The organism is Marinobacter sp. NFXS11, from assembly GCF_040148675.1.
GTDB lineage: Bacteria > Pseudomonadota > Gammaproteobacteria > Pseudomonadales > Oleiphilaceae > Marinobacter.
Genome location: NZ_JAGDDV010000001.1, coordinates 604,653 through 621,043 on the forward strand (window position 1 = coordinate 604,653; position 16,391 = coordinate 621,043).

General features: G+C 58.1%; 16 protein-coding genes. 11 read left to right on the forward strand and 5 right to left on the reverse strand.

Annotated features, from left to right (window positions below; genetic code table 11):
• Positions 1 to 28 precede the first annotated feature (28 nt).
• Complete coding sequence (locus J3362_RS02915; RefSeq protein WP_008170068.1) at positions 29 to 1,324, forward strand: adenylosuccinate synthase; 1,296 nt, start codon at positions 29 to 31, stop codon at positions 1,322 to 1,324.
• Positions 1,325 to 1,376: 52 nt separating this feature from the next.
• On the opposite strand, the gene cmoB is transcribed toward J3362_RS02915, so the two are convergent.
• The 4 genes from cmoB to J3362_RS02935 are packed head-to-tail and all read right to left on the reverse strand — an operon-like array spanning position 1,377 to position 4,560.
• The gene (gene cmoB / locus J3362_RS02920; protein WP_349518052.1) at positions 1,377 to 2,369 is read right to left on the reverse strand and encodes a tRNA 5-methoxyuridine(34)/uridine 5-oxyacetic acid(34) synthase CmoB; all 993 of its coding nucleotides are present in this window, start codon (positions 2,367 to 2,369) and stop codon (positions 1,377 to 1,379) included.
• Positions 2,370 to 2,371: 2 nt separating this feature from the next.
• A complete protein-coding gene (cmoA, locus tag J3362_RS02925; RefSeq protein WP_349518053.1) occupies positions 2,372 to 3,148 on the reverse strand; it encodes a carboxy-S-adenosyl-L-methionine synthase CmoA in 777 nt (258 codons plus the stop codon).
• Complete coding sequence (locus J3362_RS02930; RefSeq protein ID WP_349518054.1) at positions 3,141 to 3,509, reverse strand: PA3694 family proteiin; 369 nt, start codon at positions 3,507 to 3,509, stop codon at positions 3,141 to 3,143. Before J3362_RS02930 ends, cmoA begins: the two co-directional genes overlap by 8 nt.
• Before the next feature lie 34 nt (positions 3,510 to 3,543).
• Positions 3,544 to 4,560, reverse strand: coding sequence for a serine/threonine protein kinase (locus J3362_RS02935; protein ID WP_349518055.1), 1,017 nt, complete (start codon positions 4,558 to 4,560; stop codon positions 3,544 to 3,546).
• 250 nt (positions 4,561 to 4,810) lie between these two features.
• On the opposite strand from J3362_RS02935, the gene J3362_RS02940 reads away from it, so the two are divergent.
• Positions 4,811 to 5,908, forward strand: coding sequence for an NAD(P)/FAD-dependent oxidoreductase (locus J3362_RS02940; protein ID WP_502882416.1), 1,098 nt, complete (start codon positions 4,811 to 4,813; stop codon positions 5,906 to 5,908).
• Here the strand turns inward: J3362_RS02940 and J3362_RS02945 are convergent.
• On the reverse strand, positions 5,905 to 6,426 hold the full coding sequence (locus tag J3362_RS02945; protein ID WP_349518057.1) for a ComF family protein: 522 nt from the start codon (positions 6,424 to 6,426) through the stop codon (positions 5,905 to 5,907). The genes J3362_RS02940 and J3362_RS02945 overlap by 4 nt on opposite strands.
• Positions 6,427 to 6,689: 263 nt before the next feature.
• On the opposite strand from J3362_RS02945, the gene bioB reads away from it, so the two are divergent.
• The 9 genes from bioB to J3362_RS02990 all read left to right on the forward strand — a co-directional run bounded on the left by bioB (position 6,690) and on the right by J3362_RS02990 (position 16,341).
• Positions 6,690 to 7,748 (forward strand): biotin synthase BioB, encoded by a 1,059-nt coding sequence (gene bioB / locus J3362_RS02950; protein WP_349518058.1) that lies wholly within the window; start codon positions 6,690 to 6,692, stop codon positions 7,746 to 7,748.
• Between the two features lie 73 nt (positions 7,749 to 7,821).
• On the forward strand, positions 7,822 to 8,997 hold the full coding sequence (bioF, locus tag J3362_RS02955) for an 8-amino-7-oxononanoate synthase (protein ID WP_349518059.1): 1,176 nt from the start codon (positions 7,822 to 7,824) through the stop codon (positions 8,995 to 8,997).
• Entirely contained in the window at positions 8,994 to 9,737 is a 744-nt protein-coding gene (locus tag J3362_RS02960) for an alpha/beta fold hydrolase (RefSeq protein WP_349518060.1), read from the forward strand. The genes bioF and J3362_RS02960 overlap by 4 nt, the downstream gene beginning before the upstream one ends.
• Positions 9,737 to 10,567: a malonyl-ACP O-methyltransferase BioC gene (bioC, locus tag J3362_RS02965; protein WP_349518061.1), complete on the forward strand. Its 831-nt coding sequence runs from the start codon at positions 9,737 to 9,739 to the stop codon at positions 10,565 to 10,567. The genes J3362_RS02960 and bioC overlap by 1 nt, the downstream gene beginning before the upstream one ends.
• Positions 10,568 to 10,589: 22 nt before the next feature.
• The gene (gene bioD / locus J3362_RS02970; RefSeq protein ID WP_349518062.1) at positions 10,590 to 11,282 is read left to right on the forward strand and encodes a dethiobiotin synthase; all 693 of its coding nucleotides are present in this window, start codon (positions 10,590 to 10,592) and stop codon (positions 11,280 to 11,282) included.
• A 51-nt stretch (positions 11,283 to 11,333) separates the two neighbouring features.
• On the forward strand, positions 11,334 to 11,579 hold the full coding sequence (locus tag J3362_RS02975; RefSeq protein WP_349518063.1) for a flagellar basal body rod C-terminal domain-containing protein: 246 nt from the start codon (positions 11,334 to 11,336) through the stop codon (positions 11,577 to 11,579).
• A 22-nt stretch (positions 11,580 to 11,601) separates the two neighbouring features.
• Complete coding sequence (locus tag J3362_RS02980) at positions 11,602 to 12,270, forward strand: putative metalloprotease CJM1_0395 family protein (protein ID WP_349518065.1); 669 nt, start codon at positions 11,602 to 11,604, stop codon at positions 12,268 to 12,270.
• A 269-nt stretch (positions 12,271 to 12,539) separates the two neighbouring features.
• Positions 12,540 to 14,339, forward strand: a complete 1,800-nt coding sequence (locus J3362_RS02985; RefSeq protein WP_349518066.1) for an acyl-CoA dehydrogenase C-terminal domain-containing protein — start codon at positions 12,540 to 12,542, stop codon at positions 14,337 to 14,339.
• Between the two features lie 211 nt (positions 14,340 to 14,550).
• Positions 14,551 to 16,341: an acyl-CoA dehydrogenase C-terminal domain-containing protein gene (locus J3362_RS02990; RefSeq protein ID WP_349518067.1), complete on the forward strand. Its 1,791-nt coding sequence runs from the start codon at positions 14,551 to 14,553 to the stop codon at positions 16,339 to 16,341.
• Positions 16,342 to 16,391: the final 50 nt, after the last annotated feature.

The following is a 16,391-nucleotide window of genomic DNA, read 5'->3' on the forward strand; positions in this document are numbered from 1 at the left end:
TGCGGGGCAGCCGCATTGAGAGAGAATCATGGGTAAAAATGTTGTTGTGCTGGGCACCCAGTGGGGTGATGAAGGCAAGGGTAAGATTGTTGACCTGCTGACCGACAAGGTTGCAGCGGTTGTCCGCTTCCAGGGCGGGCACAATGCCGGTCATACCCTGGTAATTGACGGCAAGAAAACAGCGCTTCACCTGATTCCTTCCGGCATTCTGCGGCAACACGTCTATTGCCTCATCGGCAACGGTGTTGTCCTGTCGCCCGAGGCTCTGCTAAAAGAAGTGCGTGAGCTGGAAGCCAATGACGTGGCGGTTCGCGATCGCCTCCGCATCAGTCTGGCGTGCCCGATCATTCTGCGTACTCATGTTCGAATTGATCAGGCCCGTGAAAGGGCTCGTGGTGTCGACAAGATCGGCACAACCGGTCGCGGTATTGGCCCGGCCTATGAAGACAAGGTTTCCCGTCGTGGCCTGCGCCTGGGCGATCTGTGCAATCCCGCCGACTTCGAAATGAAGCTCCGGGAAATCATGTCGTACCACAACTTCATTCTGACCGAGTACTTCAAGGAAGAGGCTGAGGACATTGATGCCGCACTGGAAGAGCTGAAGCAGATGGGCGAGGAAATTTTGCCCATGGCGGCAGACGTGACTGACATGCTGCATGATTTCCGTAAGCGTGGAGAGAATATCCTGTTCGAGGGTGCCCAGGGCTCGCTGCTGGATATCGATCTTGGCACCTATCCGTATGTGACTTCTTCCAACACCACCGCTGGCGGCACGGCCACCGGTTCCGGCTTCGGCCCGCTGTTCCTCGACTATGTGCTGGGGATCACCAAGGCGTATACCACCCGTGTAGGCTCCGGACCGTTCCCGACCGAACTGTTCGACGATATGGGCAACCACCTTGCAGTAAAGGGTAACGAAGTCGGCACCACAACCGGGCGCGCCCGCCGTTGTGGCTGGTTCGATGCGGTGGCTCTGCGCCACGCTATCCAGATCAACAGTGTGTCCGGTATCTGTCTGACCAAGCTGGATGTGCTGGACGGACTGGAAACCGTGAAGGTGTGCGTAGGCTACAAGACGCCTAACGGCGAGATTTTCCGGCCGCCCATCGGCTGCGACAGCTACAAGGACATCGAGCCGGTTTATGAGGAGCTGCCCGGCTGGAGCGAAAGCACTGTTGGCCTGACCAGCGTCGATCAGTTGCCGGAGAACGCCAAGGCCTACATCCGTTTCCTGGAAGAGCAGATCGAAGCGCCAATCGATGTGATCTCCACTGGTCCGGATCGTATCGAGACGATTACATTGCGTCACCCGTTCGGCGAGTAATCGCCAACGTTAAAAAACCGCCCTGCCGAAAGGCACGGCGGTTTTTTTGTGTTCAGGGCTTCTCGGCAATCACGGTAGCACGCAACGGCCCCGGGTATCCTTCCACGGTTTTTGAGGGGTCGTCCGGATCCAGAAAATCCCGGAGGGAGTTGAAGCGCATCCAGTCGGTGCTTCGCTGTTCGTCTGTGGTCGTAGGGGTGACATCGACCACCCGGGCATTCCGGAAGCCGGTGCGGTCCAGCCAGCGCAGCAGTGTGTCGCAGGAGGGGAGGAACCAGACGTTCCGCATCTGCCCATAGCGATCTTCGGGCATCAGGCTGAAGCCCTCAGGGCCTTCAACAACAAGGGTTTCCAGCACCAGTTCCCCGCCCCTGCGAAGCGTTCCCTTCAGTTCAAGCAGATGATCGAGCGGTGAGCGCCGATGATAGAGAACCCCCATGGAAAAGGTGGTGTCGAAGGTTTGAAGGTCGGCGGGGAGGTCTTCCATCCGAACGGGCAGCAGGTCTATCGGGACATCGCCGAGGTAGTCCTTGACGCTGAAGAACTGGAACAGGAACAGCAGCCCCGGGTCGATGCCGATCACCCGGCCCGCGCCCTCGCCCAGCATGCGCCAGCAGTGATACCCGGAGCCACAACCCACATCCAGTATGCGCCGACCGGAAAGGTCTGAAAGGTAGGGCGACACGCGGTCCCACTTCCAGTCAGAGCGCCATTCGGTATCGATGTAGGTACCGAAGAAGTTGAAAGGGCCTTTGCGCCAGGGCATCAGGCCGCGTAATCCGAGTTCCAGTTGCTCCTGTTGTGCCGTTGTCAGGGGCTGCATGGAGGTCAGGGTTACCGCGGATTCGTCCAGTTGCGCCTCTACCTGTGCCAGCTCGGGTAGCTGGTCAAGGGCAGCTTGCCAGCGGTCGAGATCGCCGTGGGGGCGGTCCTCAAAGCGGTGGGTCAGTTGCTGTTGAAGTTGCGTTGCCCAGTTATCCAGGCCGTCTTCCGCAAGTTGATTGATGATAGGCCCGAACCGGGCTTTCCAGTCAAAGTCTGCCATGGTCATTCGGTGGTTTGGTTGGCCTTTATGGCGAGCATGGAAACAAAGTTGAAGCACTGATACCACACCACCACGTCATCGAATCCTGCTGACAACAGGCGCGCCTTGTGCGCAGCCAGTGTTTCGGGAATCAGCACCTGCTCGATGGCTGTGCGTTTCTGGCTGATTTCAAGATCCGAATAGCCATTGGCACGCTTGAATTCGTGATGCAGTCGGGTCTGAATGGCTTGCTCGTTGTCGGACTCAAAGCGGACTTTCTCCGACAGGATCAGGACACCGCCGGGACGAGTGGCTTCAGCAATGCGCTCAAGCAGGCCGGCCCGCTTCTCCGGATCAACAAACTGCAAGGTGAAATTCAGAGTGGTCACCGAGGCACTGCTCAGCTCGGTGTCGAGAATATCCTCGCACCTGAGGGTAACGGGGAGCGCACTGTCGTCCAGGGCGATGTAATGCTCGCAGCGTTCGATCATGGCGCTCGAGTTGTCCACCCCGATCAGGTTGCAGTCCGCATGGGCGATGCCATGGCGCATTGCGAGAGTGGAAGCGCCCAGGGAGCAGCCCAGGTCATAGCAGTTGGTGGCCGGCTGGGCATATTGCTCAGAGATAACCTCAATCATTGGAATGATGGTGGTGTAGCCCGGCACCGAGCGCCGGATCATGTCCGGAAACACCCTTGCCACCGATGCGTCGAATCGGAAGTCCTCCGGCCGGCGCTCTGTGGCAAACAGTCGATCCGTGATCTGCTCGGGTGCCCCTGACGGCTTGCGGGATTTATTCATTGGTGTCGGGAGTCTCGGGAGCGGGCAGAACGGCCGGCCCGGTCGGGGAGGGCCTGGAGCAGCGTACGCCGCGATTTTTATAGTCCACCAGGATTCCCCGGAACGAGGGATCCACATCGGCGGCAATCGCCAGATAACCATTTTCGCAAACGGCGTGCAGTTCCGAGGCCTTGGGTGACATCCGGAAAGGATCATCGTCGGTTACATGGATGGCCTGGAAATCGCCAACAGGCATGTGATCCTTGTTCTCGCTGTGGCTGATCCTGCCGCTCATCTCCAATACAAGAACGGTGCCAATAGCAGCAACCACGCCGGTTACGATCAGGCTACGGACGGTGTAACGGGCCTCATTCTGGCTCATGCATACCTCAAATCAAACGAATTAAAAGTGTTGCTCAGTATTGTCCCGGCAACGTGATGGACGGTGACTGCAAGGCTGATAACTGCTCCCGGAGCGAGAGAATCTGGTCTGACCAGAATCTTGGTTGGCCAAACCAGGGGAAGAAACGAGGGAAAGCAGGATCATCCCAGCGCTTTGCCAGCCAGGCGCAATGGGCAATCTGCCGGTAGCAGCGTAGCGGCTCAATCAGATGGCGCTCACGGCGATTGAAATCACGGAACATTTCATAGCCTTCCAGCAATTCTCCCAGCTGCGCGCCGCGCTCGAAGTCGTCGCCGTTCAGTAGTAGCCACATATCCTGAATGGCGGGGCCTGTGCGGCAATCGTCCAGGTCAACGAACAGCATTTGCTCGTCGCGGCACAGAATATTGCCGGCATGGCAGTCGCCATGAAGTCGCAGGGTTTCCACCGGGCCGGCTTCGTCAATTCGAGCGCCGCAGAGCCTTTGCAGGTCCGGGATCAGACTGTCCCAGGCGGGCCTGAGATCCGCCGGAATCCAGCCCCCTTCCAGCAGAAGCCGGTTGCTGGCGTCAATGCCGTCAAGCAAGTCCATGCTGGAGCGGTGGGCAAACGGTTTGCTGGCACCAATGTTGTGGATCTGGCCCAGCCACTGGCCCAGTCGGTAAAGGGTATCGGTCACGCTGGTGTCCGGCGCCTGGCCCCCACGCTGAGGAAACACCGCCAGCAGAAATTCGCCGTGATGCCCCAGCGTGTCTCCGGAAGCCAACTCCATTGGAGCTACCACGGGAATGCCCGCCTGCAGAAGCTCCAGGGTGAAGTCATGCTCTTCACGGATTTCCGCCTCGCTCCATCGACCGGGACGGTAAAATTTGGCTATGACTGGTGCGCCCTCGTCCAGCCCCACTTGATAGACCCGGTTTTCATAGCTGTTCAGTGCGAACAGGCGGCCACTTACTGCAAACCCGGCCTCTTCCATCGCATCCAGGATGGTATCCGGCGTCAGGGAGTCGTAGGGGTGGGAGGTTGCCGCAACTGCGGGGTCATGGGTCATAAAGGGACGTTTCAGAGCCTTGTGTCGTATTTGGATTTCATGGATTGCAGATGGTACCAGTTTTCGTCCAGCTCCGACCGGGCAATACCAGTGCGGACAAGGCGAGTAATTTTCGTCGCATCCAAGTATAACCGTTATCTTTCCACTAGTAATGAGTCTCAAAGACAGAACGACGTTCTTGCAGGTATTAGAATGGGGTATTCTCTATACCTCGGCAGTGGGGTGAAGGCGAACGAGAGTGCACCACGAAATCTTTGAAACACAAACCGTTGTAATCGGCGCCGGTGTCATTGGGCTGGCTATTGCCCGCGCTCTGGCGAGAGCCGGGCATGAGGTCATCGTTCTGGAAAGCGCAGACCGGTTTGGTGAGGGCATCTCCTCACGAAACAGCGAAGTCGTCCATGCCGGCATCTATTATCCGGAAGCGTCACTGAAGGCTAAAATGTGCGTTGAAGGCCGGCAGCGGCTTTACGAATATTGCCGGACACATAAAGTTGAACACCGGAAATGTGGTAAATGGATTGTGGCTGCCAAGGAGGAGCAAAATGGCAAGTTGCGGGACATTCAGGCTGCTGCAGCCCACAACGGCGTTGAACTTGACCTGTGTGATGGCGAAAGCGTCGCCCGAGGCGTTCCGGGTATTTGCGCCAGCTCGGGGCTCTGGTCCCCCGAAACCGGTATTGTCGACAGCCACGGGCTGATGCTCTCACTCCTTGGCGAGTTCCATGATGCCGGCGGCCAGCTGGTTCTCCGCTCGCCGGTAGCGGCCGCTGAATCGGATAGCCAACGGCATCGTCTTAACGTGGCAGGCGAAACCCCGCTGATTCTGGAAGCGAAAAATGTCATTAACGCCGCCGGGCTCGGCGCTGTCCCGCTGGCAAAAAACTGGGCAGGCCTGCCCGAAGACTGCATTCCCCGGCAATGGTTCGCGAGGGGCGTCTACTTCAGCTACAGCGGCCGAACAGCCTTCAACACCCTGATTTATCCGGTCCCGGAACCCGGTGGTCTCGGTGTTCACCTCACCCTCGACCTCGCCGGTCAGGCCCGTTTTGGCCCGGACGTGGAATGGATCGACAAGGAAGACTACACCGTCGACCCCAATCGCAAAGAAACTTTCGCCAGGGCCATCCGCCAATGGTGGCCGGGCCTCGACCCGGCCCGACTTCAGCCTGCCTATGCCGGCATCCGACCGAAGCTGAAAGGCCCTGACGGCGGCTTTGCGGATTTCCGGGTTGATGGTCCAGAGACGCACGGTTTGCCGGGACTGGTTAATCTGTTCGGTATCGAATCGCCCGGTTTGACATCCTGCCTGGCAATTGCTGAACGTGTAAAAGCTCTGCTGTCTTAACCTGGCGTCCGGGCTAACGCCCAAACCTGAATGTCCCGGGCCCCGGCCTCCCGAAGTGCTGATGATAAAACCCTGGCGGTCGCGCCGGTGGTCACCACATCATCCACAATCGCTATTCGCTCTGGCACTGGCGGGATGACCTCAAATACGCCGCGAAGATTCGCCAGTCGGGCCTCCCGGTTCAACTCCCGTTGAGACCGGACACGACGAACCCTTCTGACAAGTCCGTTGTCGACCGGGAGATCCAGGGCGCTGGCAATCGTCTCGGCAATGTCCTGGGCCTGATTGAACCCGCGTTGCCGACGTCGCCGCGCATCCATTGGCGCGGGTACCAGTACCTCTGGCATTGCGATAGCACCATCGGACCGAGCCTTCTGCACCAAGTCAGCAAAATCTGCCATCAATGGTCTTCCGAACTTGCGTTGGCCCCGATACTTGTATCGGCCAATCATGCCGTCGAGCGGGTACTGGTAGCGCCAGGGAATAAAAGAGGTATCGAAAGCCGGTGGGTGTTTCATGCAGTCACCGCAAAGCAGTTCCGACGAGGGAAAAGCCAGAGGCAGGGCGCAGCAGCGACAGTGCCAGCGGTTCGCTGGTAGGTCGTCCCGGCAAGGCTGGCATAAGCCGTTGAATGCGTGTGAGGAAAGGCAGGCGACACAGAGCCCGCCGCGTCTCACGCTGTTAACCTTTTTGTCCATGAAGGTTGACAGCCAGTTCAGTCCCTTTATCATCTGATTCATCCGTAAACCCAGAGACCGGGAAAGGTTAACAGGACTTTTACATGACCGCTACAGAACTCCGCCACGACTGGACACTGCAGGAAGCTCGCGAGCTTTTCGAACTCCCTTTCAACGACCTACTGTTCCGTGCCCAGAGCGTGCATCGCCAGTATTTTGATCCCAACGAGGTGCAGGTAAGCACCCTGCTCTCGATCAAGACCGGCGCCTGCCCGGAAGATTGCAAATACTGTCCCCAGAGTGGTCATTACAACACCGGCCTTGAGAAAGAGAAACTGCTGGAAATCGAAAAGGTGGTGGCTGAGGCCAGGGCTGCGAAAGAAAAGGGAGCTTCCCGGTTTTGCATGGGCGCAGCTTGGCGCAGTCCCTCCAGGAAAGACATGCCGTATGTTCTGGACATGGTCAAGCAGGTCAAATCCCTTGGCCTGGAGACCTGCATGACCCTTGGCATGCTGAAGGAAGAACAGGCTGTGGAACTGGCTGATGCCGGGCTCGATTACTACAACCACAATCTGGATACCTCCGAAAAGTATTACAGCCATATCATCACCACCCGGACCTACCAGGATCGACTGGACACCCTCGACAATGTTCGCAAGGCCGGAATGAAGGTTTGTTGCGGTGGCATTATGGGTATGGGCGAAGACGAGGATGACCGGGTTGGGCTGCTGGTTCAGCTGGCAAACCTGCCTCATCATCCGGAAAGTGTGCCGGTGAATATGCTGGTGAAGGTCAAAGGCACGCCTCTGGAGGACGTTGAGGATCTGGATCCGTTCGAGTTCATCCGGATCATTGCGGTGGCGCGGATCTTGATGCCGGCTTCCCACGTTCGCCTGTCGGCAGGACGTGAAAATATGAATGAGCAGATGCAGGCGCTGTGTTTCATGGCTGGTGCCAACTCGATCTTCTACGGCGAGAAGCTCCTGACCACCGCCAATCCGGAGGCCGATGCCGATATGCTGTTGTTCAAACGCCTGGGTATTCGCCCAGAGCAGCGGGAGCAGTGTGCTTCGGAGGAGCAGGAAGAGGAGGCGATTGCCGAGGCCGTGGAGTATGAGGCGACCCGCCACATGTTCTACGACGCTACGCGGGAATCTGCCTGAGTATTTGATCTTGGGAGGCTGCGAGCTCACCCGCTCGTTGCCCGGACTGTTGAGTTAACCTCCAGGTGCTATCGTGCGGGACTTTGCCCTTGAACTCGAAGAGCGGAAACAGGCCGGTCTATACCGGACGCGTCGGCATGTAGCTGGCCCTCAGCGGCCTTCGCTGATTGCTGACGGCAAACCTTTGCTGTCGTTCTGCAGCAACGATTACCTTGGTCTTGCCAATAACCCTGCCAATATCGAGGCCCTCCGTGATGCGCTTCCGGAGACAGGCCTCGGGGGCGCGGCTTCCCATCTGATTTGTGGTCACCATGATGCCCATCACCAGTTGGAGCTTCGTCTGGCGGAGTTTACCGGGCGCAGTTCGGCACTATTTTTCTCCACGGGCTACATGGCCAATATGGGGGTTATTTCAGCGCTGGCCGGCCGTGGCGATACGATTTTTTCGGATCGGCTGAATCATGCCTCCATCATTGACGGCTGTATCCTGAGCCGGGCCAGGGTTCGCCGTTATGCTCATGGCGATGTCGCGGCGCTGGAGGCGATGCTGGCTGAGACGTCCGGGCACAAGTTGGTGGTGACCGACGGGGTGTTCAGCATGGACGGCGATGTAGCGCCCCTGGCGGAGTTGGCCCGGGTCTGCCGGATCCACGATGCGTTACTGGTTGTTGATGATGCTCACGGAATTGGCGTACTCGGACCTGAGGGGCGGGGCAGTGTTGCTGAAGCGGGGTTGTCCGAAGAGGATGTCCCCGTGCTGATCGGCACCCTGGGCAAGGGGGTCGGAACCAGTGGCGCATTCGTGGCCGGGCCATCGATGCTGATGGATTATCTGGTTCAGAAGGCCAGAACCTATATCTATACGACGGCGATGCCGCCGGCCCTTGCCATGGCAACCATTTCGAGTCTGGATCTTATTGAGCGGGATCACGGGCGTCGTGAGCATGTATTGGGTCTGGTTTCGCGGTTTCGTCGGGAGGCCTCGGCCATGGGGTATGAATTGATGCCTTCACGTACTCCGATCCAGCCGATTATGGTTGACGACAATCACGACGCGCTGGCGCTCAGTCAGGCATTGGAAGAGCGCGGTTTGCTGGTCTCGGCCATTCGCCCGCCGACGGTTCCCGCGGGGGAGGCGCGTTTGCGGGTTACATTCAGTGCTGCCCATTCACAGGCGAACCTGAATTGTCTGTTGACCGCGCTGTCAGACTGCCGGCATCTGGTTCAAAAAACGGACATGGCCGTATGAGTTCCTGCAGGGTCTGTCCGCGTCTGGTGGTGGTTGCTGGCTGGGGCGTTCGTGCAGAGATGCTGTCTGGGCTCTATGGCTATTGGCCGGGGGAGGTGGTTCCAGTGTCTCTGGACGATGAGCTGCTGAGCCGCTGCCAGTCGCTCTCGGAAGTGACGGACGAGCTGTTGTCACGTTATCCGGAGCCATCAGTGTGGATGGGTTGGTCACTGGGCAGTCAGGTTGTGATGGAGGCCGCCGGGCGTGAGACCGGTGAAGTGTCCTGTGTTATTACCCTCGGTGGTTTTCCGAAGTTTGTTGCCGACGAATGCTGGCTCAATGGTATGGCAGAAAGCGACTTTCGGGCGTTTTCCCTTGGTATCCGCCGGGACCCACAGCGCTACTGGCTGCATTTTCTCTTGTTGATGATCAGCGGTTCTGCGGACGAAAAACAGGAGCGGCAGAGGCTTAAGCCCTGGCTTGAGAAAGGCACTCTGGTCTCGCATGAATACCTGGTCAAAAGTCTTGCCTGGCTGGAAAGCGGGGATCAGAGGGCGTTATGGCGTTCACTCGCCACGCCGGCCCTTCATGTAATGGGTGAGAACGACATCGTGGTCAGATCGTGGGCGGATGATCTGGCTGTCCCGACATCAAGCGGTCATGCGGTCGTACCGGGTATGGCGCACTGGCCGGGCGGCTGCTCGGCTTCGGATTGCTGGGAGGCGATCCAGGCGTTTTTTGCCACTCAAAAGGCGTTGTGATGGGCGTTATGAATATCTCGGCCGACCGGATAGCCCGGGGCGCTTCCGACACTCGCAAGTCTGATATTGCCCGGGGCTTTGGTATTGCCAGTGGCACCTATGAAGGTGCCTCAAGACTGCAGCGCTTCATGGGCAATACCATGCTGCAGAAGTTCGAGTTCCGGGAAAGTCAGGATCATGATCTAACATTGCTGGACCTGGGGTGTGGCACGGGTTGGTTTACCCGTAAGTTTGCGGATTTCGGGCAGATTGAATCGTTGAGTGGGGTTGATCTGTCGCCTGGAATGTTGGAACAGGCTCGCAAGAATGGGCCTGAGGGAATCAGCTGGATCGTGGGCGATGCCGAAGACCTGCCTTTGCCGGATAGCAGTGTCGATGTGATATTCAGCAATCTCATGATTCAATGGTGTGATGACCCTTGCACCGTGCTTCGGGAATGCCGGCGGATCCTGCGTCCCGGTGGGGATCTGATGGTCTCCACACTTCTGGATGGTACGCTTCGTGAGTTGAAAGCGGCCTGGCAGGCGGCGGATCCAGGTCATCAGCACGTAAATCGTTTTGAGACTGACCTTGCCTTGCAGGCCAAGGTGCGTGCCGAGTTGCCGGATGCCGTTGTTGAAGAGCGCACTATCAGACTACCCTACGAATCGCCGATGACCCTGGCGGGTGAGCTTCGCCATCTTGGCGCGGGTTTTCGCGGCGCTGGCCGGCGACGAGCGGCCACGGCACCCGGGCGGATGCGGGAAATGTGCAGGCAGTACTCCAAAGAGCCGGACGGCACTATCATGGCAAGCTATGAGGCTGCCTGGGTGTACTGGCAGAAACCATAAGAGTCGTTAACTGGAAACACACATGGCCAAGCAATCCTTTTTTGTAACGGGCACCGATACCGGGGTTGGGAAAACCCTGGTGTCCGCAGCCATTCTTCAGGCGGCCAGGGCCATGGGTAAGCACACCCTGGCGATGAAGCCCATCGCGTCGGGTTGCGATCGGACGCCGGAAGGCCTCCGCAACGAAGATGCCCTGATTCTGCAGAACGCCATTACCGAGCCACTGGCCTATGAGTTGATCAACCCGGTGGCGCTTGAGCCTGCCATTGCACCGCACGTTGCGGCTGAACAGGCCGGGCGATACATCACCTCCGATCGCCTTGTCGGGTTCTGCCGTGGCTTGCAGATTCGTCCGGCAGACCTGCTACTGGTGGAGGGTGCCGGCGGCTGGCGGGTCCCTCTTAACGATCGGGAAACCTACTCGGAGTTTCCGCGTCAGCTGAACATGCCGGTTATTCTGGTGGTTTCACTCCGCCTCGGCTGTATCAACCATGCCCTGCTTACGGCAGAAGCCATCAGGGCAGACGGTCTGAGAGTGGCCGGGTGGGTCGCCAACCGAACAGAACCTGAGCCCATGAGTTGCGAACAGGACACCCTGAATTACCTGGTAAACCATATGGGTGCGCCTTGCCTGGGTATCCTGCCGTGGCTGGAGCAGTCGCGGCCGGAAATGCTGGCTGGTTATCTGAATATTGATGGGCTGTTTGAAAATTGACCAGATTTGTGGCTTAATTAAGTCAATTTATGGTCATCGGGCAGCGCAGTTATGATCAATAACACTCTCGCAGTTGGGATTCAGGGCATCCAGGATGGCATGGTCGGCATGGAAAATGCCGCTCGCAAGATTGCCCGTGGTGGCGCTGACGGCCCTCAGGGAACCGCAGAAGGCGCGGGCAGCCTCGTTGAACCGATTATTGATCTGAAGATATATGAGCGCAGTGTTGAAGCGTCCGCGCAGGTGGTAAAAACCGCCGATGAAACACTGGGAACGCTTCTTGATATCATGGCCTGATTACTGAAAGGGCGCCTGGCTCGTGCTTTCATCTCTCCCTCCTGTTCCTCCTCCTTTTCCCGGGGCTTCTTTCCAGGGCCAGGTTTCTCCGCGCGTTCAGACCCCGGGCTCAGCAGCGGCTGAGCCAGAGGCGCCGACCTCCGGAGCCAGATCCACTGAGGCGTCGGGCAAATCCGAGTCTGCACGGGAAAATCCCGAGTCCAAAGCCGGTGACAGGGGAGGCGATAATCCTCAGGGGCTGTCTGAACAAGAGCTGAAACAACTGACTGATCTGAAAGCCCGGGACCGTGAAGTCCGTGCCCATGAGGCTGCTCACCAGGCGGTTGGGGGCCAGTATGCAGGCGCCATGTCCTTCACCTATCAGCGTGGGCCGGACGGGGCACAGTATGCAGTAGGTGGGGAAGTCTCTATCGATCTGTCTCCCGTGCAGGGGGATCCCCAGGCGACCATCGAGAAGATGCGGATTGTCCGGGCGGCGGCCATGGCGCCGGCGGAGCCGTCCGGTCAGGATCGAGCGGTGGCTGCCCAGGCGATGCAGATCATGCTTCAGGCCCAGTCGGAGCTGGCCGCCGAAACGGGCACTGCATCAAGAACCGCAAGCGATGCTTATCGTGAAGTTTCCGCCATGGGAGAGTCTGATCAGAACGGTGACGAAAACCGTGTTTCCTCCTTCGAGCCGGTGTCTGCCTGACCGGTTATTTTCCAGCATCCAGGTCCTTCCATAGATATCCGGCACTTAAGGTGTGATCCGGCTCCGTGCGCTGCTGTGGCGCGTGATCCGGTGACAGTTCGCAACACAAATTTTGCATCCGGCTATTGACAATTCTGTGCCTGTAAACGTATGTTTCAAACAAGTGTTTAATTAAGGCTGCGGCGCAGAGCGTTGCGGTGTCTGAGCAAACCCAAGGCCAGAAGCTGTCAAACCTGATTCAGCTGAGACCGAGAACCGAGGTGGATTCCATGCCTGAGTACAAAGCGCCCCTGCGTGACATCAAATTCGTAATGACCGAGCTGCTGAACAGCGAGCAGCACTACGCCAACCTGGAAGGTGCCGAAGATGCCACTCCGGATATGGTGGATGCCATTATCGGGGAAGGTGCCAAGTTCTGTGAGCAGGTTCTGTCTCCGCTGAACCAGGTGGGTGACAAGGAAGGCTGTACCTGGAGCGAAGACGGTGTAAAGACACCGACTGGCTTCAAGGAAGCCTATCAGCAATACGTTGAGGGCGGCTGGCCGTCCATGAACGCTGATCCCAACTATGGTGGGCAAGGGTTGCCGGGCTCCCTGGGCATTGTTATGAGCGAGATGGTTGGTACTGCCAACTGGTCCTTTGGCATGTACCCGGGCCTGAGCCACGGGGCAACCAACACCATCGAAGAGCATGGTACCGAAGAGCAGAAGCAGACTTACCTCACCAAGCTGATCAGCGGCGAGTGGACCGGCACGATGTGTCTGACCGAGCCGCACTGCGGTTCCGATCTCGGCACCCTGCGCACCAAGGCAGAGCCGAATGCCGATGGCACCTATGCCATCACCGGTACCAAGATCTTTATCTCCGCCGGTGAGCACGACATGGCCGAGAACATCGTCCATATCGTTCTGGCACGTCTGCCGGGCGCACCAGAAGGCACCAAGGGCATCTCCCTGTTCATCGTGCCCAAGTGTCTGCCGAACGAAGATGGCTCTGCCGGTGAGCGCAACGCCGTTTCCTGCGGTTCCATCGAACATAAGATGGGTATCCACGGCAACGCCACCTGCGTAATGAATTTCGATGGCGCCAAGGGCTGGCTGATCGGGCCGGAGAACAAAGGCCTGAACTGCATGTTCACTTTCATGAACGTGGCGAGAATTGGCACCGCAATTCAAGGTCTTGGAGCGGCTGAGCTGGGCTTCCAGGGCTCTCTGGCATACGCCAAGGAGCGTCTGGCGATGCGTTCATTGAGTGGCGCCAAGAATCCGGAGGGTATTGCTGATCCGATTATTGTGCATCCGGACGTGCGTCGCATGTTGCTGACCCAGAAAGCCGTTGCCGAAGGCGCCCGTGCCCTGATTTATCTCACGGCACAACAAGCTGACGTTGTTAAAAGCGGCAAGACCGAAGAAGAGCGTCGCGCTGCAGACGAAGCTTTGGGCTTCCTGACACCGATCGCCAAGGCGTTTCTGACCGAAATCGGCTACGAGGCAGCAAACCTGGGTATGCAGGTGTTTGGTGGTCATGGCTTTATCTCCGAGTGGGGCATGGAGCAGAACGTTCGTGACGCGCGTATCGGCATGATCTACGAAGGCACCACCGGTATTCAGGCGTTGGATCTGTTGGGCCGCAAGGTTCTGATGACCCAGGGCGAATCCCTGAAAGGATTCACCAAGCAGGTGCACCTGTTCTGCAAGGAAAACGCGGACGACGAGCAGCTGAAGGAATTCATCGAGCCGCTGGCCGCGATGAACAAGGAATGGGGCGAGCTGACCACGAAGATTGGTATGTCTGCCATGAAGAACCGTGAGGAAGTGGGCGCGGCCTCCGTGGACTACCTGATGTACTCCGGTTACGCTGTGTTTGCCTACCTTTGGGCACGTATGGCCAAGGTGGCCCTGGACAAAATGGTTGAGGGTACTACCGAGGAAATGTTCTACAACGCCAAGATCCAGACCGCGCGCTTCTACTTCAAGCGTATGCTGCCCCGGGCCAAGGGACACGCTGAGAGCATGCTGGCTGGCGCTGACAGCCTGATGGACATGCCGGAGGAAGCCTTCGCCATCTAAGGCGCGGGCACCGAAGGACGGTTCCAGAGGACAGAAAGCCCGCGCTCCCAGGAGGCGGGCTTTTTTCATGAGTTGCGGTCCGCTTTTAGGGTAGAATAGGCGCCCATAAAAATAAACTTCAGCGGACACATAGCCCGAGCAGGTGTGATCGGCCCATACATAGGCCCTATTGCCACCTGAACAGACTGACAGAATTTTTGGAGAGTTTTAGATGGCTGATTATCAGGCACCCCTACGTGACATGCGCTTTGTTCTGAATGAGGTTTTCGATGCCTCCGCGCTGTGGGCCTCACTGCCCAAGGTTGCCGAGCATGTGGACCCGGAAACGGCGGACGCCATTCTTGAAGAAGCCGGCAAGATCAGCAGCGGAGTGCTTGCACCCCTGAACCGCGAGGGTGACGAGCAGGGCTGTAAATGGAACGACGGTGAAGTTACGTCTCCGGAGGGGTTCAAGGAAGCGTACCAGACTATCGTTGAAGGTGGCTGGAACGGTCTTGGCGGGAACCCGGACTTTGGCGGCATGGGCATGCCCAAGACCCTCGTTGCGCAGTTCGAGGAAATGATGCAGGGCGCCAACATGGCATTCGGGCTGGCCCCGATGCTTACGGCAGGCGCCTGCCTGGCGCTGGACGCTCACGGAAGTGATGAGTTGAAAGAAAAGTACCTGCCTAACATGTATTCCGGCGTCTGGTCCGGCGCCATGGATCTGACCGAGCCCCACGCCGGCACGGATCTCGGTATTATCCGCACCAAGGCGGAACCCAATGATGACGGCTCCTTCAACGTTACAGGTACCAAGATCTTTATCACCTGGGGCGAGCACGACATGGCGGAGAACATCATCCACCTGGTGCTGGCCAAACTGCCGGATGCGCCGAAAGGTCCCAAGGGCATTTCCATGTTCCTGGTACCCAAGTTCCTGGTGAATGACGATGGTTCCCTGGGCGAGCGCAACAGCTTCAGCTGTGGTTCCCTTGAGAAGAAAATGGGCATCAAGGGTTCTGCGACCTGCGTAATGAACTTCGATGGCGCCAAAGGCTGGCTGGTCGGCGAAGAAAACAAGGGGCTGGCGGCGATGTTCACCATGATGAACTACGAGCGCCTGGGCGTTGGTATCCAGGGCATCGGCGCTGCCGAAGCCTCTCTGCAAAGCGCTCGGGAATACGCCCTTGATCGTATCCAGAGCCGTGCACCGACAGGTGCCCAACAGCCTGAGAAGGCCGCAGACCCAATCCTCGTGCACCCGGATGTCCGGCGCATGCTGCTCACGATGAAAGGCTATGTGGAAGGCGGTCGTACTTTCTCAACCTACGTGGCCCAGTGGCTGGATATCGCCAAGTTCGCCGAGGATGATGAGCGTCGCAAACACGCCGAAGGTATGGTGGCGTTGCTGACACCGGTTGCCAAAGCATTTCTCACGGATCGTGGCCTCGATGCCTGCATCATGGGTCAGCAGGTCTTTGGCGGTCATGGTTTCATCCGCGAGTGGGGTCAGGAGCAACTGGTTCGTGACTGCCGCATTACCCAGATCTACGAGGGAACCAATGGTATCCAGGCACTGGATCTGATGGGTCGGAAAGTGGTCGGCACCCAGGGCAAGCTTTACGAGCTGTTTGCCCAGGACGTCGCAAACTTCCTGGAGGAAAACAGTGGTAACGAGCATCTGCGCCCGTTCCTTGAGCCGCTTGCTGCAGCGGTCGAGCGTCTCGACGACGTGACCGAGCATGTGATCAGGCAGGCTGGCGATAACCCGAATGCCATTGGCGCAGCGTCTGTGGACTACCTCGATTTGTTCGGCCTGACCGCCCTGGGCTATATGTGGGCGAAGATCGTCAAAGCGGCTGCGCCCCAGGCGGATTCAGATACCTCCGGGTTCTACAGCGGTAAACTGAAGACAGCGCGCTTCTACTTTGACCGCCTGCTGCCCAAGACCGTTTCACTGGCTGAGGGTATTCGCAGCGGCAGTGACTCCATGATGGCGCTGACGGCTGAAGAGTTCTGATTAGCCAGCAAGACTCAGGCATAAAAAAAACAGGCCCTCGGGCCTGTTTT

Excerpts from the sequence above, each read along its gene's own strand:
- J3362_RS02915 (WP_008170068.1), top strand. The coding sequence starts at position 29 with ATGGGTAAAAATGTTGTTGTGCTGGGCACCCAGTGGGGTGATGAAGGC.
- cmoB (WP_349518052.1), bottom strand. The coding sequence starts at position 2,369 with ATGGCAGACTTTGACTGGAAAGCCCGGTTCGGGCCTATCATCAATCAA.
- cmoA (WP_349518053.1), bottom strand. The coding sequence starts at position 3,148 with ATGAATAAATCCCGCAAGCCGTCAGGGGCACCCGAGCAGATCACGGAT.
- J3362_RS02930 (WP_349518054.1), bottom strand. The coding sequence starts at position 3,509 with ATGAGCCAGAATGAGGCCCGTTACACCGTCCGTAGCCTGATCGTAACC.
- J3362_RS02935 (WP_349518055.1), bottom strand. The coding sequence starts at position 4,560 with ATGACCCATGACCCCGCAGTTGCGGCAACCTCCCACCCCTACGACTCC.
- J3362_RS02945 (WP_349518057.1), bottom strand. The coding sequence starts at position 6,426 with ATGAAACACCCACCGGCTTTCGATACCTCTTTTATTCCCTGGCGCTAC.
- bioB (WP_349518058.1), top strand. The coding sequence starts at position 6,690 with ATGACCGCTACAGAACTCCGCCACGACTGGACACTGCAGGAAGCTCGC.
- J3362_RS02960 (WP_349518060.1), top strand. The coding sequence starts at position 8,994 with ATGAGTTCCTGCAGGGTCTGTCCGCGTCTGGTGGTGGTTGCTGGCTGG.
- bioC (WP_349518061.1), top strand. The coding sequence starts at position 9,737 with ATGGGCGTTATGAATATCTCGGCCGACCGGATAGCCCGGGGCGCTTCC.
- bioD (WP_349518062.1), top strand. The coding sequence starts at position 10,590 with ATGGCCAAGCAATCCTTTTTTGTAACGGGCACCGATACCGGGGTTGGG.
- J3362_RS02975 (WP_349518063.1), top strand. The coding sequence starts at position 11,334 with ATGATCAATAACACTCTCGCAGTTGGGATTCAGGGCATCCAGGATGGC.
- J3362_RS02985 (WP_349518066.1), top strand. The coding sequence starts at position 12,540 with ATGCCTGAGTACAAAGCGCCCCTGCGTGACATCAAATTCGTAATGACC.
- J3362_RS02990 (WP_349518067.1), top strand. The coding sequence starts at position 14,551 with ATGGCTGATTATCAGGCACCCCTACGTGACATGCGCTTTGTTCTGAAT.